The organism is Achromobacter spanius (assembly GCF_003994415.1).
Lineage (GTDB): Bacteria > Pseudomonadota > Gammaproteobacteria > Burkholderiales > Burkholderiaceae_B > Achromobacter > Achromobacter spanius_C.
In genome coordinates this window covers 540114-564649 of sequence record NZ_CP034689.1, presented here as the reverse complement: position 1 = coordinate 564649, position 24536 = coordinate 540114, and the positions used below count along the sequence as shown (strand labels likewise).

Below are 24536 nucleotides of genomic sequence, written 5' to 3'. Positions count from 1 at the left end.
GGGGGAACAATCGGTACCCCCCGAGGGCGTTGGCGGCCTTCCAGGCACGCAACGCCATGCGCACCACCATCCCCGCCACAAGCCGCCACGAAGGCTGGCCACGGCAGCTAACGCTCAAGCGCACAACGTACCCAGGCGAACGCCAAAGAAGGTGCGTCCCCTTCCCGACTGCGTACCGCCGCCGGGCGGGGAACCATAGACCCCAAAGCGCGGGGGCAGCTGCCCCCTGGCCGGACGCCCAAGGGCGTCCGCGCTTCCGACCCCCCAGGGGAACCTCAAGGGTTCCCCCACGCCCGTTACCGGGCGAGGCCCCCCCTCCCATCAAGCCCGGTCTCCAGCAAGACGAGCCACAGGCCGCCAGCCACGTCAACTATGACCTCATCAATCGATCACACATCCGATGCAATTGAACAACTCCTGCTCGATATCGCACAGCGAGACCGACGAGCACGTCTGCTCGCGCTCATGCCCGTCATCCACGACCTTTGCGGCCGAGGTGTCCGCCAGCAGCTGCTGGCCAACACCTTGACCGAGGCCGGTATCCCCATCACGGCCGTGGCGCTGCGCAAGTCGCTGTCGCGGTGGCGGCGCCGCTCAGCCGCATTGGCCGGTATCCACGCGGCCGTCTCGCATCAACCTCCCCCGGCCACAACGCAGTTTTCTGCGGTCCTCATACCCCGCCCCGAAACGGGATTGGCAGCAATCACCAGCAAGGCCGACTTGAAACGGCTTCGCGATTTGTCCGACCACATTGACCTCAACGAATTGGCCGAGCTCGGCCGAAGAAAATAGGAAAACAGTATGAAAATCGCCACCGTTAACTACTCTGGCTCCGTCGGAAAAACCATCACCACCAGCCACCTCCTCGCGCCTCGCGTTCCCGATGCCGAAATCATCGCAGTTGAGTCGACCAACGAAAGCGCGGCCGACCTCGGTCTTGATGTCGAACAGCTTCGGGGCGGGCAGTTCGGTCGTCTTTTCCGCAAGCTGCTCACCGCCCAGGCCGCGATCGTCGACGTGGGCGCCTCCAATATCGAGGACTTCCTAGCTGAACTCGTGAAGTACGACGAGGCGCACTTGGAAATCGACTACTACGTCTTGCCGGTCGTCACGTCGGGTAAAGCTCAGCGCGAGACTATCAAGACAATCTTGGCGCTTGAGCAGATGGGCGTACCTGCCGACCGCGTGCGGGTGCTCTTCAACCGAGTGGATTCCAGCGTACAAGAGGAATTCGCACCGATCTTTGGGTATGCCCGACAAGCACGATCTTTCGTCGCTAACCCCGACGCGGCGATACTCGAGAATGAGGTGTTCGATCTCTTGGCCAACAAGCGCACGACGATTGCCGACATCCTTCGCGATACGCGCAACTACCGGCAGGAGCTACGTGAAGCGGATCGCAACGACCAAAAGCTCATCAGCCACCTGAGCGACATGCACGCGTTGCAGTCGTTGGCACGACCCGTAGACCGCCAACTGGACAAGGCATTCGCCGCCCTCTTCATGTAGGAGGTTCTGTGTCAACCCAACCGAATACGCCACCAGCAGCATCCTCGGCCATACCACGCAGCAAGATGGAGCTTTTGTTTCGCGACATGTTGCAAGAGAGCGCTCAGCTTGTTGCGATGATGGAGCAGCTGACTGTCCGTCAACAAGAAATCGCGGACAGGATGCAGGCGGTTCCGGCCATGGTGCGTCAAGCCGGCTTAGACGCGGCCACGCACGCGAGCGGCAACGCGGCGCGGGCCCTGTTAGAAGCAAGTCGAACGCTCGGAAAATCGGCCACTGACGCTCGTATCGCAACACGCGTCGCCACAAAAGCGCTGCCGGCTGCTGCGTGGCGCGCTGGGTTGCTCTGCGCAATTTCGGCTTTCATTGGGAGCGGATTAGGCGCAGCAGTAGTGGCGCTATGCCTTCGAGCTTAGTACACATCCACGAGGCAATACAGCGGCGCCTAATCGCACCGCCGCCATCTCACAAGGACTTTCATGGCACCCGACATACGCCGGCGAATTATCAAGTTCGTCCTCTTGTTCTTGCCCCTTTCTGCCTGGCTTCTAACGGCCAAGTTCATGTCAGGCATTCCCTTCTCACACATCACCTGGCTGGTGCTTTCCCACTGGGTCGTCTCTACGCCAGACTACACGCCTCTAGTCGCAGCTCCGATCATCGGCTTCGTGATCGCCCTTGCATTGGCGCTCACACTCAAACGGCACGCGACCAAAGCCGGGTTCGACGGCGCGGGCTACAAAATCCACATCCGCGGCACAGAAGCGGTGCCGATCAAAGCGCTTCGCAAACTATGCACCGAGCGGGGAAAGCAGCAGATCGATGTCGCAGGCGTGCCTATGCCCACCGCGATCGAGAACCTTCACCTCCTGATAGGTGGAGCCACTGGCAGCGGGAAAACCGTGCTGTTGCGCGGCACGCTGCTCTCCACGCTCAAGCGCGCGGATCGCTCAATCATCGTAGACCCTAACGGCACCTTTTACAGCACGTTTGGTCAGGCGGGAGATGTGATCTTGAACCCGTATGACGAGCGGACGGAGGGATGGTCGTTCTTCAATGAAGTTCGTGCGGACTATGACTGGAAGCGCCTCGCTCTCTCCATCGTTCCATTGGGCAAGGACGCGAATGCCGAGGAGTGGAATGGATACGGGCGCTTGCTGATGCGGGAAACTGCTCGAAAACTCTACGAACTAGGGACGCCGTCCGTTGAGGAGCTATTCCGATGGACCACAATTGCGTCAGACAAGGACCTACGAACGTTCCTCGCCGGGACGTTGGCCGAATCCTTGTTCGCTGGCTCTACTGAGGCCAGCAAAGCGTTGACCAGTGCTCGCTTCGTTCTTTCGAAGTATCTGGCTGAGCACATGAGCATGCCGGATGGAAGGTTCAGTATTCGTGACTGGATGGAGAACGGTTCTGGCTCGCTGTTCATCACCTGGCGCGAGGATATGAAGGAGGCCATGAAACCACTCGTGTCTGCCTGGGTGGACGTATTTGGCTCATCTGTCCTGTCATTGCCGGAAGGAGAAGCCATCCCGTGGTGGATGGATTTGGACGAACTCGCATCACTGGAGAAGCTAGCCTCGTTGCAGGACGTTCTCACCAAAGGACGAAAGCATGGGGTTCGGGTTATCGCTGGCCTCCAGTCAGTCTCGCAACTTACTGACATCTATGGCAAGGAACAGGCGACGACGTTGCGCGCGAGCTTCCGCTCATTAGTAGTCCTGGGCGGATCGAAGACAGATTCTGAAACCGCCGAAGCGATGTCTCTGGCTTTAGGAGAACATGAGGTAGCTCGGCCCGAATACACGGACAGCCGCAACCCCGGTAGCGCACGGAACACCAGCGAGCGCTTGGTGCGCACTACGGAGCGAGTCGTAACTCCGGCTCAAGTCCAGACCCTTCCCGACCTAACGGGCTGGATTGCGTTCTCGGGAGATCGGCCGATCGCTAAGTTCGTGCTCGAGGCTCGCAACTTCGCCATCCGCAATGCACCCTTTGTTGAGGCCAAGCGCAAGACAGCACACCAGGTCGCGCGCGGGGATGTTTCCCAGCCGCAGCCTTGGACCCAGGTCGGCCTGCCCGAAGACCCCACCATGGCCACATAACCATTTCACGCAGGGCCGCCATCATCCATGGCGGCTCTGCTCGCCTCGAAAATCCAATGATCTCTTTGAAATCGATCCATCGGAGCGCCGCCACAAAGGCGTCGCACTACTACGCGGACCAGAAAGACGATTACTACAGTCGCGATGGCACGGCCGCGCAATGGCAAGGCAAGGCGGCCGACGCGCTCGGACTTACCGGCGCGGTTCAGCAAGAGGAATTTCTGCGTGCGCTGCGCGGTGACTTTGGTCCAGACGTCAAACTATCGCGATCTATCAGGCTGGATGCTGAGGCGCGTGCGGCACTGGATATGACATTCTCTCCGCCCAAGAGCGTCAGCATTCAAGCGCTGGCCGGCAAGGACCCTTCGGTTATCGAGGCTCACGATTACGCAGTCACCAAGGCTCTGGAGTTCTTAGAACATGAACTCTTACGCGCGCGCCAAACTGAAAACGGGATTACGACTACGGAGCGCACAGGCAACGCGGTGGTCGCAAAGTTCCGGCATGAGACTGCCAGGCCAACGGACGGTGCCTACTCGGATCCTCAACTTCACACACATGCGCTGCTGATGAACCTTACCCAGCGCGCTGATGGGCGCTGGGTCGCCATATCGAACGACGAAATCTATCGACTGAAGTCCATGATGGAATCGGTGTACCACGCTGAATTAGCGAGCGGTCTGGAAAAGGCGGGTCATCAGGTCCGCTACGAAGGCAAGAGTTTCGAGCTTTCCCATATTTCCCGAGATCACATCGAAGGATTCTCGAAGCGTTCGCAGGATATCAATGCCGAACTGGCCGAAATGGGGCAAACGCGAGAGACTGCAAGCCGCGCACTCAAGCAAACAATCGCCCTCAAAACTCGCCTAGACAAGACGCCCGAAATCTCACGCGAGGAGCTTCAGCGAGATTGGGAACGCCAAGCCGTCGAACTGGGGATCGAGTTCGACAGCGGGAAGCGGCCGCTCGATCACGGCAAGGACCGTGGACGAGAAGCTGGCGTTAAACCCCGACGCGAACTTACGCCAGAGGCAGCCGCGCTCATTTCCGACGAATGCCTTCGATGGGCGATCAAACACCACACGGAACGAGAGTCCGTAATGGACGGTAAGGAGATGCTGAAAACTGCCCTGTATCGCTCACACGGGATGGGCATCAAGCTGGGCGATCTTAAATCGGCCGTCAAGCGCTCACTGGATAAAGGCCATCTCATCTTAGGGACGATTCAATTTCGCCACGCAAAGGACAAAGACGGGGCCGGCGCCTCCAGGTCGGATTTGGTGGCCACCCTAGTCGCCGACGGGATGAGCAAGAAGCATGCAGACGAGAAAACCCGCATTTCCATAGCTCGTGGCGAACTTGTTCCGACCGGCGCAAGGTACACCACCCAGGTGGCACGGGAGCGTGAAAAGCGAATCCTTCAGATTGAGCGCGAGGGGCGCGACCAGGTCGCGCCCATCCTGGATATCAAAGCAGCCCAAAGTGCTATGGCCGGTCGTTCTCTCAAGCCGGGTCAGTTGGCGGCTGCGAACCTAATCCTGAGCACGCCGCACCGATTCATTGGCGTCCAAGGCTTAGCAGGAACCGGAAAGTCGCACATGCTGGCCCAAGTGAAGGAGGCTGCGGAAACGGCGGGCTACAAGGTGCAGGCCGTTGCCTCCTATGGGAAGCAGATCGAGGCCTTGCGAGAACTTGGGATGGAAGCCAGGACCGTGGCGTCTATTCTGGAGGCACGTCAGAAAGACCGCTTCAAGCTCGACCCGAAAACCCTTCTGGTCATCGATGAGGCAGGCGTGGTTCCAGCCCGTCTCATGGAACGACTGATGAAGATGGCTGAGGCTGACGGCGCTCGCATCGTCATGCTGGGCGACACGGGCCAAACCAAGGCCATCGAGGCCGGCCGTCCGTTCCACCAGTTGCAGGTAGCTGGCATGGCCACCGCGCAAATGGGAGACATCATCCGTCAAAAGTCGCCTGAATTGAAGGCTGCTGTAGAGCTAGCCGCCAAGGGACAGGCGTCAGCGTCCCTGGGCGTTTTGGATGCGCAGCTGAGAGCGGTGCACACCATCAAGGATGATGGCGAACGCTATGGCGCGATAGCGACGCGATACGCGGGGCTCAACGACGACGAACGCCGGGAAACGCTCATCGTGACTGGCACGAACGATTCGCGCAACGCGTTAAATGAGGCTACTCACCAAGCTCTCGGGCTGAGCGGCCGCGGCTTTGGATTCAATCTGCTTACCCGCCGGGACACTACTCAGGCAGAGCGACGAGTGGCCAAGTATTTCATCGCTGGTGATGTTGTGCAGCCCGAAAGGGACTACAGAGCCGGCAACCTACGGCAGGGAGAGATGTACCGCGTCGTCGGTACACTTTCCGGAAAGCCAAACGACTTGGTTGTCGAGCATATTGAGAGCAAGGTCAAGACAGCCTTCAATCCTGCTCGCGCGGCTAAGCTCTCTGTATACGAACCCGTCGAAGCGGAATTATCAGCCGGGGATTGGGTTCGGGTCACCAGACACAATGCGACGCTCGATCTGGCCAACGGTGATCGGTTTGAAGTGCTTGCTGTCACACCCACAACAGTCACCATCGGCGGAAGGGGCCGCCGAATCACGATGGACGCGGCAACAGCGCCCCTGCATCTAGACCGTGCCTACGCGTCCACAAGCCATAGCGCGCAGGGACTGACGTGTGATCGTGCGCTGATTAATTCCGAGAGTTTTTCGCGCACGACGCAGCGAGACGTCTACTACGTAGCGATCTCCCGGGCGCGCTACCGCACGGAGATCTTCACAGACAACTCCAGCAAACTGCATGGTGCGGTGGACCGGCTTGAAGAAAAGACAGCCGCTCTGGATATTGGCCTAGAAACCCAGCGGCCTTGGAGGCGGGTGGAAATAGGCGAAAAGCTTCAACTGGGAACTTGAAGTGCGGGGTGGCACGCGGGGGGCTTCCTCAGTCTGAATAGTTTCTGAGCTGATTGGCGGGGAAGCGAAACTAATTAGGGCTTAAATGCAGTGAGGTGCAACAATTAGAACACTTGTTGCAAATACACAACAACCACGATTGTTTCCTGTCAATGACTCGTCGTAAGGCCCCAACAAGTGCGCCGGTCAAAGCCAATCGCGGACATATTCAAGGGGAATCGGATGTGGCGCCTCCTCTGCCCATCATCATTGAACCCCCGGCACGATTGGGTTTTTTACGGCCAGCGCAAGAGCCAGCTGGCGAATTGGAGAACCCCGCAAATCGCATCCTGAGGCCACTGAAGGCCTTCAGCTGCCCGGGCGAGGCCGCAGCGGTCCGCGGGCCCGAAATGCTCCCTACGGGCCTCCTGGAGCGTCTGAGGGGTGGGTTTCGACTGCTCTTCAGCTTTTTCTTGCCCGGGGGACGGCTTTTGCCATAGAATGGCTTCACGCTTTGAGGGAAGCCCTAAACCGGCCGCCCAAAAGGTAGCGGCCCCCGAATCTAGGAAATTCGGGGGCCGCGAAAATGCCCATCTCATATTTCGGGGGTAACCCTGAGACAGGCATCTTGGTGCGTTGATAGCGCTTTGGAAACTTGATCGTAATTCCGGTCAAGTAGAGTTGTCAACGCTCCGAATTGGGTGGACGTATCGCCCAGGTGGGTTACCCCCGCCTTCAAAGGAGCTGACAATGTCAGATGCCAACGTGATTTACCGGATGACCATCCGGCTAAAAAATGGTCGTGTGATTCGCCGTTCCAATGGTCGACCGTTCCGCATACCGTTGCGTGACCTGCTAGATCGCAGGGATGAATCACAGGACAGTCAGAAGTAGAGACGTCCGGATGGGCCGCATACGCGGCCCATTTTTTTTGCGTTGGGCTAATCCCTGCCTGAACTCGGGCTGGCAGGCCGCGCCGCCTGGTGGATCGCCCCGGCGTATCTGGCCTATGCCGTCGTCGCGCATGCACTCGATTGCGCTGGCGCCGCAATGCTACGCCTACCGTCGAAGCCAAAACTGGCTGTGGCGTTCAGCACCGCAACGCACAACACTCTCGTGGTCTTATCTCTTGGCCTAGCCATGCCCATCGCGATACCAATTGTGCCGGGCTTCATAGTCACCCAGACATTCATGGAACTGTTGGGCCAACTCGTGTACGTGAAGCTAGCGTTGCGCGGGTCGATAGGCGCACTAAGAACTAGAACCGCACAACGACTCTCGGTAGGCAATCAAATACCTTCGCCCGCCCTTTGCTCCCCAGCCTTCAGCCATCCAAGGTAGGCATGCTCCAAAACCTCGGCCGTTCTAGCCGTACCAAATTTTCCGTGACGCTGAAACCGTTGGTATCCCCCCCTTCCAAGACGGCGTCGCAAGCCATCGTCCTCAATCAACTTTCCGAGCACCGATCGAAGAATCAATACATCGGAAGCCAACACAACATATCCTGAGACACCATTTTTAATAACCTCTGGGATGCAACCTACCGCGGTACCGACAACAGGCAGGCCAGATGCGGACGCGCGAATAAATGCAGATCCCTCGACGTCGATTTCAGGCGTCACAGCATAGATATCAAACGTTTCAATCAACCTATCATCGGGCAGCGCGCGGTTTGCAAAGTGAACCCTTCCCTTCAGTCCGATATCCAAGGCTCGCCGCTTTATCAAATTCAGGCGAGCCCCATCCAGTCCCGCCAGCACCAAATGAACATCAGGACGCATTTCTATCAGCGGACGCATCGCCTCGACAAGGAGGAGTAGGCCGTTTCCGTCTCGCTCATCCGCCATGCTGCCAACAATGATCGCTGAGTCGGGCAGGCCTAGCGCCAATCGAGTTGAAGCAGACTCTGGAAAGGCACCAGCGACATCTAGGCTCGTTGGCACTGCCATCGCTCGATGGGTCGGAAAGCCTCGGTCAAGGTACCGACGTCTTAGGTAGTCACTGACGGTTATGACATGATCACTCGCACTTTCGTAAAATTTTGGCAGCCGACGCCGCTCTTCTCGGTGATGGGTCCGAACCAACAAGCACGTCTTAACAAATCGCCCCAAAAGCCCGGTGCGTAGGTCATCCGAAACTGAATGAGTGTTAATAATCTCGAAATCACCGGCGTGCAGTATTGCCAATATTCGGAGCGGCGCACATGCTGCCGCGAACAACCCGCTCATCTCAACGGAGTGCGTCGTAAAGCCATGCCTAGTTGACCTACGCTCTAGCTCAGACCTCGCAGAACAAGCGATCTCCAGTCGATGCCCTCGCTCGCGCATGGCCAGCATCTCGTTCAGGACTCGTAGCTCTCGCCCTCCAAAGCTGGAGCTCAGGTTGACGTGCAGAATTCGCAGGCGAGGCATTATTCAAACGTCCGGTCAGATAGGAATCTGGAGGACGCGCCCTCCAAGCCAACCGCAGATCCAAAAACCATCAGCAATCTATTTTGGCGCATCAAAACTGTACCCCTCTACTCTATAGAGTGTGTAGCGGCGGCTTTTGTATATCACTTCAAACCTATCTTCTAGGTCACTACTAAGCGCGGACTCCTTTCCTTTCGGAATTGCCAACAGAACAGCTCCACCCTTCTCGACAGCCAGCCCTTTCAACTCATCGAGGGCGATAACTTCCGCCTGGCCATTTGAATAGAACCGCGCCGAAAACGGGCGACTGTGCACGAAGTAGAGTTTTTCGCCATTGGTCATGTACTCGCTGGCTGCCGCAATCAACTGCTTCTCTGTCTTAAGTTTCGTCGGAACAGTCAGCGAAACAAGCCCAAGGAAAGCCGCCGTCAGAGGGACTAACACTCCAACGCTAATCGATATGCGTCTCACGCGAGATTCGTCCCACTCGGAAACAAACTCTCTGCCAAAAATCGTGAAAAGCAGAGCGAAGCCGGGCAAGCTGGGCAGCACGTACGTCCATAGTATGTTTCCAGAGAAGGTGAAGAACACTGGCGCGGCAAGTGCCCACATTGCCAGATAGCCCACAAGCGGCGATTTGAAGATCTGAAGTGCCTTTACCCTGCGCGAAGCCCGCGATACTGCCCAGCCTGCCAGCAGAACGCCCACCCAGCCCCAAGGGAAAGATGCGAGGAGCCACTCTCCCCATATGCTGCCAAGCGGTCTCTCATGTGCGGTGCCATACAAGTCCCCCCTCCAGCCAGCGTCGACGAAGCGCAGGAAGTGTTCTCCCACTAAAAAGTACTGGACGAACCCCGGGGTCTTGAGTTCAGCGAAGACATACCAAGGAACGGCCAGCGCAAGGGTCAGCAACGTTCCCTTAATCCACGGCAATTTGGTCAAAATGAGCACACGCTCGCGACGCAACGCAAGCCATGGCACTAAGACGATGCCGACTAAGACGAATGTCAATGGTCCCTTGGACAGAAGTCCAATTGCCAAGCCCACAAAGAAGCCGTATCGCCAGAACAGCGTAGGTTTCGCCGGCGCAACAATGAACGCCAGCATTGAGTAGGTAACACCTAGCGCAAAAATCGAATCTGTCAACACTGCGCCGGCTGCCGCAAGCGGCAGCAGCATTGTGGAGAATACGAGCGTTGCCCATCGTGCGGAGTCACGGCCGACCAAGATCTCGGTCGCACGATAAAGCAATGCGACAAGAGCAGCCATAGCCAAAAACGACGGAATTCGAACTGCGAACTCTGACTCCCCTAGAATTCGTATTCCGAGCGCTTGACTCCAAAACGATAATGGTGGCTTTCCCCAGAAGGGAACTCCGGGTTCGAACCAAGGAGTTATCCAATCGCCAGACACCGCCATCAGACGTGCAATCTCGGCGTATCTTGGTTCTGAAGTGTCGATTAGCGGCATGACCGCCATTGAAAAAAGGCGAGCGAGCACAATTGCCGCCAAGCCCCAGAAAAACCATTTAGCCTTCAACTGCGTTCTCCGTCTTGACCTCAGGCACACGAAGATCAGTTACGGAATTCGGATCAAGCACATCACGCACTATGTAAATCGGACGTTGCTTCGTTTCCATGTATCCCTTACCCACGTACTCGCCCAACAGACCGATTGTCAAAAGCTGGATACCGCTTAAAAGCGTAATCATGGCTGTCAGAGATGGGTAGCCTGGTACATCATGACCGAACACAAGGGTCTTGAAGATTATCCAAAGACCGAACGATCCGCCTGCTAACGCGACCAGCGCGCCTATGCCTGTCGCCCATCGCAACGGAGCCGTCGAGAAGGAGGTGATACCCTCAAGCGCAAGGCCAAACAATGCGAAGTAGTTCCACTTGGTCTTTCCAGCGGCACGAACAGCACGGTCATAATCGATGACTGTGGTCGGGAAACCAATCCAAGCGTACATGCCCTTCATGTAGCGGCATCGCTCTGGCATCTCGAGTAAGGCATTCACTGTGCGACGGCTCATCAGCCGAAAGTCCCCAGTGTCTGCGGGGATGCGAGACCGGCTTAAGCGGCTGAGGATTCGGTAGAAGGCGTACGCGGAAATCCGCTTTGCCATACCTTCTCCCTCACGCTTGCGTCGACGCATCGAAACTACGTCGAAACCATTCTGCCACGCCTTGACCATCTCAGGAATTAACTCTGGAGGATCCTGCAAGTCGGCGTCCAATACGATCACTGCCGAACCTCGAGACTGCGCCAGGCCAGCACTCATGGCGGCTTCTTTCCCAAAATTTCGGCTTAAACGCACTACGCGTACTCTAGGATTTCGACGCATCAGCGCCGTCAACAGTGACACGCTCTCATCTGTGCTTCCGTCGTCAACGAAAACAATCTCATAAGACAACTCAAGCTTGCGCAGAATCGGCTCGAGTTTTGCGTGACAGATCGGCAAGACTTCTTGCTCATTCAAGAACGGAATGACAACGGAGAGCTGAATCTCGTGCTCTGCCCCATTGACGGACTTAACAGGATTCGACGGCAACGTAACCATGGAGTGGAACCACTAAATATTGAAGGCTGCCAATTTACGTAGGACCGCACGACAATCGTCATACGCGAGAATTACATTTCCGCAAGCTTGGAGAAGCCTAAGCCTCTCCAAGCTTGAGATGGCTCAAGCCTTCGCTTCAGAAAGCTCCAGTTCTTCGGGATCCCGTCTATGAACCAGGCGATACAGCGCGGGAAGCACCAAGAGGGTCAGAAATGTCGAGGAAACGATGCCGCCGATGACGACCGTTGCCAAGGGTCGCTGCACCTCCGCACCCGTTCCCGTCGCGATTGCCATGGGCACGAATCCAAGAGATGCGACCAACGCAGTCATTAACACCGGCCGCAGACGTGTCAAGGCGCCCTCTCTCACTGCGACGTCCAGCGGTCGACCTTCTTCCCTGAGCGAGCGGATAAAGGACAACAGCACGAGGCCGTTGAGCACAGCAACGCCACAAAGGGCAATAAATCCCACCGCCGCCGTAATAGACAAAGGTATCCCTCGCAGCCACAGAGCAAGAATTCCTCCCGTCAAGGCGAAGGGGATGCCGGTAAACACGAGTAGCCCATCTTTGACATTTCCGAACATCGCGAACAGCAGTACAAACACAAGAAGAAGCGCAACGGGCACCACAATTTGGAGGCGCTTTGTGGCTGATTCGAGTTGCTCGAAAGTACCTCCCCATGCCGTCCAGTATCCGGTTGGCACGGTGATCTGCTCAGCAATCGCCGTTTCTGCTTCGCCGACAAACGACCCGAGATCTCTGCCGCGGACGTTGGCGCTTACCACGATCCTACGTTTTCCGTCTTCGCGCGATACTTGATTGGGGCCAGGCGCCAAATCAAACGTCGCGACTTCTGACAACGGAATGTATGCCGTCTGAACCTGCCCCTCCGCCCTTGGGAGAGCGATGGGTAAGTTCTTGAGAGAAGTGATGTTCTCTCGCACTTTTTCAGGCAGCCGCACCACGATCTCGAACCTCCGATCTCCTTGGAAGAACGTTCCCGCCTCTCGACCACCCGCAGCAATCGTCAGCGCGTCCTGGACGTCAGAAAGGCTTAGACCATAGCGTGCCGCCTTCGCTCGATCGATCGACACGGTCAGCATAGGAAGACCTGTGGTTTGTTCCACTTTGACTTCAGATGCCCCTGGGATCTTTTGAAGAACTTCGGCGACCTCTGTAGCAGTGCGATTTAGCACGTCATTGTCGTCACCAAAGATCTTTACTGCGACGTCACTGCGTACACCCGAGATCAACTCGTTGAAGCGAAGTTGAATCGGTTGCGAGAATTCGTAGTTGTTCCCAGGGATGGTCTGCGCCTCGCGTTGGATCGCTTCTCGCAACTCAGCATGAGTCTTTTTGGGACTAGGCCAGTCTTTCTCTGGCTTGAGCATGATGTACCCGTCCGAGATATTCGGGGGCATTGCATCGGAAGCGATTTCCGCCGTCCCCGTTCGAGCAAACACGCGCTCAATCTCCGGGAATTTCTCCTTCAGCCTTTTCTCAATCTGAATCTGCATGGCGACTGATTGCGTCAGACTTGTTCCGGGAATGCGCAATGCCTGGATTGCCATATCGCCTTCGTTGAGGTTCGGAATAAATTCGCTACCCAACCGCGATGCGATAAAGCCGCACACGAGCACAAACCCCAGAGCGCCCGCGAGCATCATAGGAGTGCGACGAAGCGCCAGGTCAAGCAGCGGTTCATAGCGCTTACGAGCCCAGGTCATCACCCGGATCTCTTTCTCCGATACCTTATCCCCGATGAACATAGCCACCGCTGCCGGTACGAACGTCACCGACAAGATCATTGCGCCGAGCAGAGCCATGACAACGGTGAGAGCCATCGGGTGGAACATACGACCTTCGACACCGCTGAGCGCGAATATCGGAAGATACACCACCATAATGATCAGTTGACCGTACAGCAGCGGACGCCGGGCTTCGCGCGCTGCGGCAAACACCTCATGGAAACGTTCTGAGCGCGTTAACGGGCGGCCATGATGTTGCTGCGCATGGCTCAGCCGCCTCACGCAGTTTTCAACAATCACTACTGCGCCATCGACGATAATCCCGAAATCCAATGCGCCGAGGCTCATTAGGTTTGCGCTCACTTTGTAGGTCACCATGCCTGTGAAAGTGAACAACATCGACAACGGGATCACCATCGCAGTGATGATGGCGGCGCGAATGTTCCCTAGGAAGACGAAAAGGATCACGATCACTAGGATCGCGCCTTCCAGCAAATTCTTCTTTACCGTGGCGATCGCCTTATCCACGAGATTGGTGCGGTCATAGACGGTGATCGCCTCTACACCTTTTGGCAGCGTCTTGTTAATTTCAAGGAGCTTTTGCGAGACCGCCTGAGAGACCGCACGGCTGTTCTCCCCGATTAGCATAAAGACAGTGCCGAGCACCACCTCCTTGCCGTTGTCTGTGGCGGCACCCGTGCGAAGTTCTTTGCCTATCGCAACGTCAGCGACATCTCGAATTTTGATGGCTTGCCCGTCAACGGCTGTTAGGACGATATCTTTGATATCGGTCATCGACTTTACCTGACCGGGAGCCCGAATCAGGTACTGCTCGCCCTTTCGTTCAATGTAGCCCGCGCCCACATTGGCGTTGTTTCGTTCCAGAGCCGTAATGATGTCAGTCAGCGAAAGGCCGTAGGACGCCAAGCGTTCCATGTCTGGAGCGACTTGATATTCCTTTGCATAGCCACCGATTGAGTTGACCTCCGTCACCCCTCGAACGTTGCGCAATTGGGGTTTGATTACCCAATCTTGAATCTCGCGAAGATCAGTGGATGTGTAGGGCGTTCCGTCTTCTTTCTTCGCTTCAGGAGTCGCTTCCACGGTCCAAAGGAAGATCTCTCCCAGTCCAGTAGAAATGGGTCCCATGACGGGAGTAATGCCCTCCGGAAGACTCTCTTTTGCCTCTTGCAGACGTTGATTAACGAGTTGGCGGGCAAAGTAGATGTCCGTTCCATCGTCAAAAATCACCGTCGTTTGGGAGAGGCCGTAGCGAGACAATGAGCGAGTTTGCTGCAGCCCGGGAAGGCCAGCCATGACCGTCTCGATGGGATAGGTTACGCGCTGCTCCGTCTCTAAAGGCGAATAGCCTGGCGCGCTGGCGTTGATCTGGACCTGAACGTTTGTAATATCCGGTACAGCGTCAATAGCCAACCGCGAGTAGTTGTAGACCCCGACGGCAGCGATCCCCAGAGAAAATAATAGAACTAGCCAACGTTGCTCGATGGCGAAGCGAATTAGACGTTCAAACATATGGGGCTCCGACTCAATGCGCGTGATCAGCCGTTGCCTTGCCCAACTCGGACTTCAGCACAAAAGCATTGGAACTGACATATCGCGTTCCCGCCCGTAGGCCGGATACCACCTCAGAGCTTTTCTCCGTAGTCGCACCTAGCTTGACTGCCTGCGGCAGAAATCCACCAGGAACTTCCACGAAGACTGTGGGCTGTCCATTGATGTCCTGAATTGCGTCGCTCTCCACTGCAACCCCCACTTCATTGCGCTCGACGACCACGTTTACAGAAACAAAGAGACCGGGTCGCCAAGCCATATCCGGATTCTTCAAAGTCACCCGGGCGGTGGCAGTGCGCGTTTGCTGTCCTAGCAAATTGCCTATGTATGACACGGTACCGGATGCTTCTTCGGCAAAAGCGGTGGACGTCACCTTCGCATCTTCACCCACTCGTACAGTCTGCAAGTCTTTAGGTGCGATAACGAATTCCGCCCAGACTGTACTCAGATCGGAAATCGTGAAGACGTTCGACGCGTCTGTCAGTGCTTCACCCAGCGCGATGTGCTTCTCGACGACAGTGCCGTCAAATGGCGCGCGAATTTCGAGGAGGCTCAAGTCTTTCGCCGAGGGCTCCGCCCCAACAGCACGGAGCTTCTGTAGAGCGTTTTGGACAGCAATGTCGGCCTCTTGAAGTGCAGTCTGAGCCTGCTGGTAGTCTTGTTGGGCTGATACCTGTTCGCGCCACAGCTTTAGCTCTCTAGCATTCGTCGCCGCGGCCAAGTTTCGACGCTTCGTAGCGGCAAGCCACTCGCTTCGAAGTTCGGAAAGCGAAGCGCTGGAGATAACTGCCAACAGCTGGCCCTTCTTCACTTCTTGTCCTAGATCAGCAGATACCTGTTGAACTGTTCCTGCTGCCTTCGGTACAACGTGCGCTGTCCGATCAGCGTTAAATCGAATCTCTCCAGGAAATCGCGTGCTCGCTTGAAGGCTTTCGGCCTTAGCTTCGCTCGTAACGATCCCAGCAGCAGACGCCTGCTCAGCGGTAAGCGCCACCAAGCCCTCCTCCTTGTGCAACTCTGCATGTAGGGGGCCCTCGCGGCCCGGCAATGACACGCTAATGTCTACTTCAAAGAAGTGTGGCTCGGGAATGACTTGATCGCTCACCAGGCCCGCCGACGAAGGCTTTAGTGTGAGGGACACTTCATCCCCATTTGGCCTTTTCAGGGTTGCAGTTGCCTTCAGGTCACCAGGCCTTACCGGCTTGCCCCCTGTCGCTGCCCAAATCTTTAGACGGGCAGTTTCGCCTTCCTCGACTAGTCCGACCTCGACCGTGTCGTCTCCGTCCTTTGTAATTTCGCCTCCATTCGGACCTGCCGCTGCTTCGGAATGGCCTCCACTCCCATGGTCTGATGGACCCGCAAAAACAGGTGCCGGAATTAGAAATTGAAGCGACAACGCGACGGCAATCACGGCGCGGCGCCGAACTAACGTGAAGTACGGACTCATATTCATCTCTATTTATTGGCCAAGAATTCGTTCAATTTCGGCGCGGGCTGACGCAGCTCTCGACAATGTCGTTAGGTAAGAAATGTTCCCTTGCGACAACGTTCGCTGAGCATCGAGGACTTCCAGGTACCCGACCTTTCCGGCCTCAAAGCCCTTCCGGGCTCCCTCGTAGGCCTTCTGCGAAGTTGGAATGACGGACTGGCGATACTCCGTCGCGGATGCAATCGCAAGGTCATAAGTGGAAGCGGCTATCACCAAGTCAGCGCTCAACCGTGCCTCCAGCTCCCGATAGACGTCTTGCGCCTTGTACGTCTGCATCGTGGCGGCGTAGACGTTGCCTTGATTTCGATCGAAAATAGGCAAGGGCAAGGAGACACCAAACTGAGCTTTGTTGCGACCAACCTCATTGTCACGAGCCACTCCTCCGCTCACAGTAATGTCCGGATACCGCTTGCTTTTCTCGACATTCAGTTCTGCCTTACTCACTTCCAAGGCAAGACGTCCTGCTGCCATTCGGGGCGAATCCAACAATGCAGAGCGCAACTCATCAAGAGTTCGACGCGGAGGTAGATCGTCAATATTCGCGCGCACAAGATCGAATTTTGGAATCGGATCACCCCAAAGAAGGGAGAGTTCTCTGCGTGCAACGTTGAGATCATTTTCTGCTTGCCGCACCTCGAGCTGCGCTTTTGTCAGTTCGATATCTGCCCGGTTTCGCTCCAAAGGAGGAGCCTTTCCAGAGTCAACTCGCTTCTGGGCAACGCGAAGAGCCCCAACGGCAACTTCGGCCATATCTTGGTTCACGCGCAGCGTTTCCTGGGCAATCGCAACCGCATAAAAGCGGGACAGCACGGAGGTCTTTATCTCTGACTTCGCGACGTCATAGTCACGGCCGGCGAGTTCGCTGCTTAGCTGGGCCGCCTTCGTGCGTGCGCTTCTCTTCCCACCTAACTCGATGGGCATGCTTAGCATTGTTGTTGTTGTCCGCGTCGCACGCTGGTGATCGTCGACGCTGACGTCTAGAGAAGGATTTGGAAGAAGGCCTGCTTGATCTACCAAACCCTTTGAAGCGCCAAAATTGTTCTTCGCTGCTGACAGTTGAGGGTTCAAATTGAACGCTGCATCCATCGCCTCAGACAAAGTGAGAATTTTTCCGGACGCAGATGGTGCGTCTCCCTTGGTGTATTGTTCAGGCGTAGTCTGTGCCCACACCTGCGGGCCGCACAGCGCAACGGCCATAAGCAACAGCGGAATTGTCTTAAAGCGCATCATTCAACCTTGGTGAATTCTGAGGAGATGTTGGTCCTTGGTTCGATCCAACCCCACCTAAGATCTCTGCAAGATCGACCCGGACATATGACCGCCCGTACTGTATCCAAGCGCCTTCGTCAGAATCCGGACCCTAAGATGACAAATTGGTAAGGTTTCTGTGCATTACAGATTTGTAATCTTTGCGAAGGGAGATTGACGATCAGCCATTCCTAAAATGCCTGGCGCGGCGCGGATAGCCAGCGGCCGTGAGACGGCCCCTCTCGGCGAAATCGCTACGAGCTCGACCGCAAGAGTTCGCTCCTTTCCATTTAGCGGCACCAGCGTGGATCGATACATGGTGCCGATTACAGTTCGAACGGTTGAAAACATGAAGATTCTGGTCGTTGAAGACGAGCGCAAACTTGCTGAGTACTTAAAGCGAGCCCTCTCAGAACACAACTACGTCGTCGACGTTGCGTCGGACGGAGTCAGCGGCCTACACCTGGCACGCGAGACCCAGTACGACCTCATACTTTTGGATGTGATGCTGCCGGGAATGGACGGGTTTTCTGTCCTGAACGAGCTTCGCAAGTCAGACCGCGTACCGGTTCTGATGCTCACAGCACGGGACAAGGTTGAAGACAGGGTTCGAGGTTTGCAGGACGGCGCCGATGACTACCTGGTCAAACCGTTTGCGCTGTCCGAGTTGCTAGCCCGCGTCCTAGCAATCGGCCGCCGGAGAGGCCAGGTAGTCACGGAGTCCAGCAGGCAAAACGTGTTGAGAGTCGGAGATCTGGAACTTGATCTTCTCCGACGGAAGGCCAGTCGCGCCGGCACGCGGCTCGACTTGACGGCTAAGGAATTTACGCTGCTTGCCCTTCTAATGCGAAAGCAGGGTGAGGTCCTATCTCGTCTGGACCTTGCAGAACAGGTCTGGGACATCAACTTCAATAGCAATACGAACGTGGTCGAGGTTGCTGTACGAAGACTGCGCGGAAAAGTGGACGATCCTTTCGAAGTAAAGTTACTTCACACCGTGCGCGGGATGGGCTATGTGCTTGAACTGAGGAATGAGTGATGCGCTTTCGAGCGATCAACTCACTGCGCGAATGGCTATCGCGGTGGCTTGCGATACAAACCTTTGTCGCACTCGGACTTGTTTGCGTTGTCGTGTACGTCGCGACAAACCTCAATCTCACTTATCGCCAACAGGCGCTTTTGGAGCAAAAGCGAGAGGTGATCGAACACCTTGCTGACGAATTCGCAATCAAAGGTGATCTATCTGCTCTTGAGCATAAGCTAAACGATTTCTTCTATGGAAAATCGGAGTTTTCTCTACGCCTCGTTATAAAGGGAAAGATAAGCGTTTACGGCGAACCGAAAGTCGCTGCAAATGACTCCTCTCGAATACATGTCGTCTTCTCTCTGCCAGCGCCAAGCGAACCGGACAGGAGAATGACTGCTGAGCTATTTCTCGACACGACTCCCGATGTGCGCCTCCGGGTAATGTTGGCATGGACGCTTTTCGCTTGCGCATTAGTCGGAGCAATTGTGGTTTCCGTTATAGCCAACGTGCTGGTGCGGCGCGCATTGCATCCTCTGCACGAAGTTGCGCGGCAAGCAGCATTGATTTCTCCTGACCGCATCGGAGAGCGTTTAGGCGAAGAAGGCCTCGCTCAAGAAATTAAGCCATTGGTTCTGCAATTCAACGCTGTCCTTCAGCGCTTGGAACGGGCCTATGTCCAAATGGAAGGCTTCAACGCAGATGTAGCTCATGAACTGCGCACTCCCCTCGCCACGCTAATAGGGGAGACTGAATTTGCACTGGCGGGAAACCGGTCAACGTTTGAGCTACGAGACATACTTGGCTCAAACCTTGAGGAATTGCAGCGCATGTCAGCAATAATTAACGATATGCTTTTCCTCTCTCAAGCGGACCGCGGTGCGAAGGCTAGGGCTATCCATGTATTGAGCCTTCGAGAGATCACTGAAGAGGTACTCGAATACCACGAGGCCGAAGCACTCGAAGCAAAAGTCAGTCTGACTTTGATTGGCGACCAACCCGGGGAAGTGGACAGATCTCTCTATCAACGAGCCGTCTCCAATCTAGTGACGAACGCGATCCGTTACAGCAAACCAGATTCAGTTGTCACCGTCAGTCTTGGTAAAAATGAGGACGGACAAGTTAGTATCGCTATTCACAATGTCGGTGAACGGATCGAAGAACAGCATCTTCCGCGACTTTTCTACCGCTTTTACAGGTCTGACTCTTCTCGGACAAGTGATGCCAATCACCATGGATTAGGATTGGCCATCGTTGCAGCAATTGCACGCATGCACGGCGGCACGCCTTTCGTTAATTCAGACGAGACGGGCACGACGATAGGTTTCAGCATATCCGAAGATTCTTAGTCTTTCGGCCAAACCAGGTTTGCAATATGACGCCCCTGCACCATGTGCAGCGGGCGTTTTTTGTGCTTAGCCAGATGTGGCGAGGCGCACGCCAAACAAGGTCACCCGTACATCGGGCCATAAATGTGGTCTCTCATGAATTCCGACAACAAAATGACGGCATTCCTCCATTTTTATTGCAGATTCGTAATTGAGGAGTTCGAGTTCTGACGAAGCTCGACCGCTAAAGTAGCTCTTCATATAAAGCGATGCGAGGAGCCGGAACAGTACACGCTGAACATAATCATTGTTCTGCTGTGTTCAGAGAAGCGGAGCGATCTAATGATCCGCGCACTTCGTTTTTTTTCAACGTCATTTTTTTGAATGACGTTTCTAAACGACAAATGAAAATCCTAGTTATTGAAGACGAGCGGAAACTCGCTGAAATGCTACGCCGCAGTCTCACGGAGAATAGCTATATCGTTGACATCGCTTTGGACGGCGTTAGCGGACTGCAACTCGCTCACGAGACTCAATACGACCTGATAATTCTGGACATTGGCCTGCCAGGATTAGACGGGTTTGAAGTATTGCAGCGGATTCGACAGCATGACAACGTACCCGTCATGATGCTCAGTTCTCGAAGCAGCCTAGAAGACCGAGTCCGCGGCTTAGAACAAGGAGCCGATGATTATCTGATGAAACCATTTGCCCTCTCCGAGCTTCAGGCTCGAGTGCTTGCTTTGAAGCGGCGAGGGGTGGGGTCGGGCGACGCCATGTCAGGCCGAAACATTCTGCGTGTGGCTGACCTTGAGCTCGATCTTCTTCGACGACGAGTCGCACGCGGCCACTCACGCATTGACCTCACGGCCAAAGAGTTTGGCCTGCTGACCTACCTGATGCGTAGGCCCGGCGAAGTGCTATCGCGACTTGTGCTCGCGGAACAGGTTTGGGATATGAACTTCAATAGCAACACGAATGTCGTAGAAGTGGCAATTCGGCGGCTTCGTGCGAAGGTCGACGATCCATTCGATACCAAGCTGCTCCACACTGTCAGGGGGATGGGGTACACACTTGAGCATCGGGACGGAGACTAGCCCGCTCAAGGCGCGAGCGCAGTTTTTGCGCTAGGAGTTCACGCACTCACAATTAACGGAAATGCGACATAGAGGAGTCAGTTTCCCTCTATGTCGCAGCAACGTTAGGTTTCCGTTAGGCCTTAGAACGAATGGCGCAACCCGACCATTGCTTCCGTCGCTTTGGCATCACTCTGGAAGGCAAAGTTCTTGGTGTACGACGCGAGCGCATACATCGACGTGCGCTTCGACAGGGTGTAGGAATAGCCCAGCGCAAACGTATTGCTGGTCGAATCGCCACCAGTGAGATCGCTATTGTTCGGATCAACGCGCTGCCACGAACCGAACATGCTGCTGGAACCACCCAGAGGCACGGATGCGGCCAACAGATAGGAGTTAGTGCTGAAGCCGTCAACGAATGCATTAGACGGGGTGCCTCGGAACGACCCGATCGAGGCGCTCGACGGCAGGCTCTTGCCCGCGAACCACCCGTCCGTGGCGCGCTCGTACGCCAGTGCCAATTTGAATGCTTCGAAGTCGTAAGAGCCCCCCAGCGTAAACGAACGAGGCGTTGCCGCAGTCTGCGCGGACGATAGCTTGTTCGATGCGTTCAATTGCTCATAGGCGAAGAAGGCCATCAGCGGACCGTTGGCATAGCTAACACCGCTGGTGATTGCGCGAGTGTTATCCGCCGTCTTAAATCCCGTTTGAGCCGTAGTCCGGTCATCAGCGTTAAACGCATAGCCGGCCGAAACGCGGAATCCGCCAATCGAAGGGCTTTCATACAACGCCAAGTTGTCATAGCGGACGAAATTTGAACCGCTGAAGCCCAAACCTCCGCCGGTGTTTAGTTGGGTGAACCCACCGCCGAAGCTGGAGCCATACATCGCGGCCATCAAGCGCGACGCAACGTTGTACTGACGTCCGAGACGGAATTCACCCCATTGATCGCTGCCGAGTCCGACTGTGGCTTCCCGGCCAAACAGACGACTGTTCTGGCTGGACGAACCGTTTGCGGAGTCATAGCCAGATTCGAGGCGAAAGGTCGCGTACAAACCGTCGCCCAGGTCTTCTTTCCCGCGCAATCCCCAGCGCGAGCCAGCGGTTTGACCTGAAGTCATTCCAAGACGGCTGGCCTTCAGGTCAGATTTTGCGCCAGTTTGCGGGTCAACATAAGAACCATTGACCTTGGCGTAGCCAATGCCAGTATCGATGATGCCGTACAGCGTGACCGAAGTATCGGCGTAAGCGGCGGTGGAAAGCGTTGCTGCGGAAACTGCCAGCAGTAGAGTTTTCTTCACAAAAATGCTCCTTTATCGCAGAGACAGGCTGAATTGCCTCGCTGATAGGTGAAGCGCGAATTCTGATTCGCAGCTTGCTGCTATAAGCAGCGTCCTATCAGCGAGTACGAAAGCAAGTCTGGAGAGCACTCACCGACAGAAAACGGACTACATAATTACAAATATGCCCGCATTCGGTAATTAATCCATCGCCGCCCTCTTTTCTCTACGTAACTCTCTGTTTTTTAAAGAATAAATCAGAGCGAGGGACGAACAAGATTAGTGTTAGAACTCACAATTTTTGTGCGCCCGGCCTACATTGTTGGAAATTTGCGACGAACACTTTCAAAATACATTTGTCGCGCCTCTTAAGAAGATTTCAGTTTTCCGACTAAAACGTAATGCTTTAGTCGCAGTTTGGATCGCATCGCCTCGCTACAATTCTTATACGCGTTAAATGATGATGATTTATTAATACCGGTCTCGATGCGTAGAGCCGGTAATCAAATGGAGTTGGCGATGAAAATTTCCCTCAAAATGTTGTCAGCCGCCGTTTTGGTAGCAGCCCCCATGTCTTATTTGAGTGCACAACCAGCCTCGCCAGCGGGCGTGAAGGCTCAGACGTACACGAGCAACGTCGACCGGGGACTTACCCGAGCCGAGGTACGGGCGGATCTTGCTATGTGGAAGAAAGCGGGAATGGATGCATTCTGGAATCAAAGCGAGACTCCTGACTTTTACAGTCGTGAATACAAGGCGGCATACGCAGAGTATGTCCGCCTGCGCGGAGGCCCCGAATACCAACAGGAGTTGGAACGCCTCAAGCGCTAACAGAACCCTCAGCCGAGGGTGACGAGCGGCCTCCTCCACCGCGAAGGGAAGAGGTCTTTTTGGCGCACACCACAGGTCGTGGTGTGCGCCCTTTTTTTGTTGAGATTATTCTCAGATATGTATTTTTGCGCTTGATCTTATCTAGTTTGCAGCTATAAGCCGCCGTAGCCAATTACGATCAAGGGATGACAACTCGTCTGGAGACAATACAGGGGATGGGGACTTACTGAGGCGCCTTGCGGCTGCAAAATTTGTCCTATCTCCATCATTGGTGCCCCACCTGCCCTGGAGGCAGTATGCGTGGGGGGGGGGCACGGCGAGCTTTTGGGCTTAGAGGAATGTCGGCTTATGAACCCTGAGGTAGAGTCGTCAGTGGTGTGGCCGTTTACGGTTAGATGAATGACGATTTTCGCGAGAAGCTGAATGACTGTCTACGCGAGGGGATGAATGGCCTTCTGCGCCTGAAGATGAATGACGACCTGCGCGAGAACGAGCAGCCCCCACCGCGCGTTGCGGAAAGCCTTGTCGAGTCAAGATCAAGGCCAGCGCGAGAAGGCCGACCACGACTATTGCCCACAAAACCCAACCGGCCACAGCCACTAACGATCCTAGGCCAGTGACTGCGGGCAGGACTTGCACTAGAGCCTGCAATACCCATTCCATACCACCCTGTGCCGCCGCCAGCCAAGCCGGATCGACTAAGCCAGCAGCCCATTTGGGCACAGCCATTTGCGACAGGTTGAGTGCCGCGCCTGGCACTTGAGCCGTAGCAATCGAAGCCAGGATCCAATTGACCAGCTGTAAGGCCAGCGCGACTAGGCCAGTCCAAAGAGCTATTAGCAGTGTGAAAGCGATCCAGATTATTTTTTTCATATTAGTAGTGCTCCAACAACCCATACGACCCAGATAAAAAAAGCGATACCCGTCCTAACAAAAGGAGTCATGGAGTATCGCTTTTCAAAATTCGGATCACTTCCGAAATTTTCTTAATTCGTGGACCGGCAGATCCCGATGACCTCATCAAAAGTCATCATCAGACTCATCAGCACGAGACTTGTCGGTATCAAAATTCTCGTGCAGCGTGGGCCGAGCCGCTATTTTTCGCCATTAGTTAGGCGGGCGACTTCGTCCTTGTACTCCTGCCCGTTGCGGAGCTTTAAATACGTTGCATAACTAGCTCGATATTTTTCACTATATACATTGGGCGAGATCCTTCCACGGTAGAACTTTTCCATCCCCGCGCGTTTCCACATCGCCAGATCCGCACGCACCTCCGCGCGCGTTTTCCCACTGTCTGACACGGGGGTCGGACTACTCGCTATCGCACAACCGGAAAGTGAGACTACCAAGGCGGCAACTGCAAGTTGAATCTTCATACAACGTCCCTGTTAGGCTAAACATCCGCAAATGATCGGAGGAGGGCCCAAACGCAAACC

At 55.4% G+C, this 24536-nt stretch carries 16 protein-coding genes and 1 pseudogene; 8 read left to right on the top strand and 9 right to left on the bottom strand.

The window, feature by feature from the left end; translation table 11 throughout:
• Positions 1-372 precede the first annotated feature (372 nt).
• From ELS24_RS02475 to mobF, 4 genes are all read left to right on the top strand, one after another.
• Positions 373-792: a hypothetical protein gene (locus ELS24_RS02475; RefSeq protein ID WP_127183312.1), complete on the top strand. Its 420-nt coding sequence runs from the start codon at positions 373-375 to the stop codon at positions 790-792.
• Positions 793-801: 9 nt separating this feature from the next.
• The gene (stbB, locus tag ELS24_RS02470; protein WP_127183311.1) at positions 802-1509 is read left to right on the top strand and encodes a StbB family protein; all 708 of its coding nucleotides are present in this window, start codon (positions 802-804) and stop codon (positions 1507-1509) included.
• 479 nt (positions 1510-1988) lie between these two features.
• Positions 1989-3617: a type IV secretion system DNA-binding domain-containing protein gene (locus ELS24_RS02465; RefSeq protein ID WP_127183310.1), complete on the top strand. Its 1629-nt coding sequence runs from the start codon at positions 1989-1991 to the stop codon at positions 3615-3617.
• Between the two features lie 56 nt (positions 3618-3673).
• Positions 3674-6550 carry a MobF family relaxase gene (mobF, locus tag ELS24_RS02460; protein WP_127183309.1) on the top strand — a complete coding sequence of 959 codons (2877 nt, stop codon included), beginning with the start codon at positions 3674-3676 and terminating at the stop codon, positions 6548-6550.
• Positions 6551-7818: 1268 nt separating this feature from the next.
• Here mobF and ELS24_RS31135 read toward each other — a convergent pair.
• The 7 genes and pseudogenes from ELS24_RS31135 to ELS24_RS02430 form a co-directional block, all read right to left on the bottom strand.
• Positions 7819-8472, bottom strand: a complete 654-nt coding sequence (locus ELS24_RS31135; RefSeq protein ID WP_240669431.1) for a glycosyltransferase family 4 protein — start codon at positions 8470-8472, stop codon at positions 7819-7821.
• A gap of 39 nt (positions 8473-8511) precedes the next feature.
• Positions 8512-8856, bottom strand: a pseudogene (locus ELS24_RS31645) (glycosyltransferase); the annotation flags it as partial.
• 162 nt (positions 8857-9018) lie between these two features.
• Complete coding sequence (locus tag ELS24_RS02450) at positions 9019-10479, bottom strand: ArnT family glycosyltransferase (RefSeq protein WP_240669430.1); 1461 nt, start codon at positions 10477-10479, stop codon at positions 9019-9021.
• Positions 10469-11503, bottom strand: a complete 1035-nt coding sequence (locus ELS24_RS02445) for a glycosyltransferase family 2 protein (RefSeq protein ID WP_127183307.1) — start codon at positions 11501-11503, stop codon at positions 10469-10471. Before ELS24_RS02445 ends, ELS24_RS02450 begins: the two co-directional genes overlap by 11 nt.
• 123 nt (positions 11504-11626) lie before the next feature.
• Positions 11627-14785: a CusA/CzcA family heavy metal efflux RND transporter gene (locus ELS24_RS02440; protein ID WP_127183306.1), complete on the bottom strand. Its 3159-nt coding sequence runs from the start codon at positions 14783-14785 to the stop codon at positions 11627-11629.
• 13 nt (positions 14786-14798) lie between these two features.
• The gene (locus ELS24_RS02435) at positions 14799-16271 is read right to left on the bottom strand and encodes an efflux RND transporter periplasmic adaptor subunit (protein WP_338076769.1); all 1473 of its coding nucleotides are present in this window, start codon (positions 16269-16271) and stop codon (positions 14799-14801) included.
• 12 nt (positions 16272-16283) lie between these two features.
• Positions 16284-17543 carry a TolC family protein gene (locus ELS24_RS02430; RefSeq protein WP_127183304.1) on the bottom strand — a complete coding sequence of 420 codons (1260 nt, stop codon included), beginning with the start codon at positions 17541-17543 and terminating at the stop codon, positions 16284-16286.
• Between the two features lie 367 nt (positions 17544-17910).
• Between ELS24_RS02430 and ELS24_RS02425 the strand changes: the two genes are divergently transcribed.
• The 3 genes from ELS24_RS02425 to ELS24_RS02415 all read left to right on the top strand — a co-directional run bounded on the left by ELS24_RS02425 (position 17911) and on the right by ELS24_RS02415 (position 21010).
• Positions 17911-18600, top strand: coding sequence for a heavy metal response regulator transcription factor (locus tag ELS24_RS02425; RefSeq protein ID WP_127186229.1), 690 nt, complete (start codon positions 17911-17913; stop codon positions 18598-18600).
• Positions 18600-19934 (top strand): heavy metal sensor histidine kinase, encoded by a 1335-nt coding sequence (locus tag ELS24_RS02420; protein ID WP_127183303.1) that lies wholly within the window; start codon positions 18600-18602, stop codon positions 19932-19934. Before ELS24_RS02425 ends, ELS24_RS02420 begins: the two co-directional genes overlap by 1 nt.
• Positions 19935-20317: 383 nt before the next feature.
• Positions 20318-21010: a heavy metal response regulator transcription factor gene (locus ELS24_RS02415; protein ID WP_127183302.1), complete on the top strand. Its 693-nt coding sequence runs from the start codon at positions 20318-20320 to the stop codon at positions 21008-21010.
• Positions 21011-21132: 122 nt separating this feature from the next.
• Here ELS24_RS02415 and ELS24_RS02410 read toward each other — a convergent pair whose 3' ends face one another.
• Positions 21133-22290 carry a porin gene (locus ELS24_RS02410; RefSeq protein ID WP_127183301.1) on the bottom strand — a complete coding sequence of 386 codons (1158 nt, stop codon included), beginning with the start codon at positions 22288-22290 and terminating at the stop codon, positions 21133-21135.
• Between the two features lie 498 nt (positions 22291-22788).
• Here ELS24_RS02410 and ELS24_RS02405 point away from each other — a divergent pair, with 498 nt between their 5' ends.
• A complete protein-coding gene (locus tag ELS24_RS02405; protein WP_240669429.1) occupies positions 22789-23100 on the top strand; it encodes a DUF4148 domain-containing protein in 312 nt (103 codons plus the stop codon).
• Between the two features lie 1094 nt (positions 23101-24194).
• Here ELS24_RS02405 and ELS24_RS02395 read toward each other — a convergent pair.
• Positions 24195-24476 (bottom strand): DUF4148 domain-containing protein, encoded by a 282-nt coding sequence (locus ELS24_RS02395; RefSeq protein WP_127183300.1) that lies wholly within the window; start codon positions 24474-24476, stop codon positions 24195-24197.
• Between the last annotated feature and the right edge of the window lie 60 nt (positions 24477-24536).

What these genes read in the sequence shown, in the direction of transcription:
- mobF (WP_127183309.1), top strand. Translation starts at nt 3,674, where the DNA reads ATGATCTCTTTGAAATCGATCCATCGGAGCGCCGCCACAAAGGCGTCG.
- ELS24_RS02415 (WP_127183302.1), top strand. Translation starts at nt 20,318, where the DNA reads ATGAAAATCCTAGTTATTGAAGACGAGCGGAAACTCGCTGAAATGCTA.
- ELS24_RS02430 (WP_127183304.1), bottom strand. Translation starts at nt 17,543, where the DNA reads ATGATGCGCTTTAAGACAATTCCGCTGTTGCTTATGGCCGTTGCGCTG.
- stbB (WP_127183311.1), top strand. Translation starts at nt 802, where the DNA reads ATGAAAATCGCCACCGTTAACTACTCTGGCTCCGTCGGAAAAACCATC.
- ELS24_RS02420 (WP_127183303.1), top strand. Translation starts at nt 18,600, where the DNA reads ATGCGCTTTCGAGCGATCAACTCACTGCGCGAATGGCTATCGCGGTGG.
- ELS24_RS02425 (WP_127186229.1), top strand. Translation starts at nt 17,911, where the DNA reads ATGAAGATTCTGGTCGTTGAAGACGAGCGCAAACTTGCTGAGTACTTA.
- ELS24_RS02405 (WP_240669429.1), top strand. Translation starts at nt 22,789, where the DNA reads ATGAAAATTTCCCTCAAAATGTTGTCAGCCGCCGTTTTGGTAGCAGCC.
- ELS24_RS02435 (WP_338076769.1), bottom strand. Translation starts at nt 16,271, where the DNA reads ATGAGTCCGTACTTCACGTTAGTTCGGCGCCGCGCCGTGATTGCCGTC.
- ELS24_RS02440 (WP_127183306.1), bottom strand. Translation starts at nt 14,785, where the DNA reads ATGTTTGAACGTCTAATTCGCTTCGCCATCGAGCAACGTTGGCTAGTT.
- ELS24_RS02445 (WP_127183307.1), bottom strand. Translation starts at nt 11,503, where the DNA reads ATGGTTACGTTGCCGTCGAATCCTGTTAAGTCCGTCAATGGGGCAGAG.
- ELS24_RS02465 (WP_127183310.1), top strand. Translation starts at nt 1,989, where the DNA reads ATGGCACCCGACATACGCCGGCGAATTATCAAGTTCGTCCTCTTGTTC.
- ELS24_RS02395 (WP_127183300.1), bottom strand. Translation starts at nt 24,476, where the DNA reads ATGAAGATTCAACTTGCAGTTGCCGCCTTGGTAGTCTCACTTTCCGGT.
- ELS24_RS02475 (WP_127183312.1), top strand. Translation starts at nt 373, where the DNA reads ATGACCTCATCAATCGATCACACATCCGATGCAATTGAACAACTCCTG.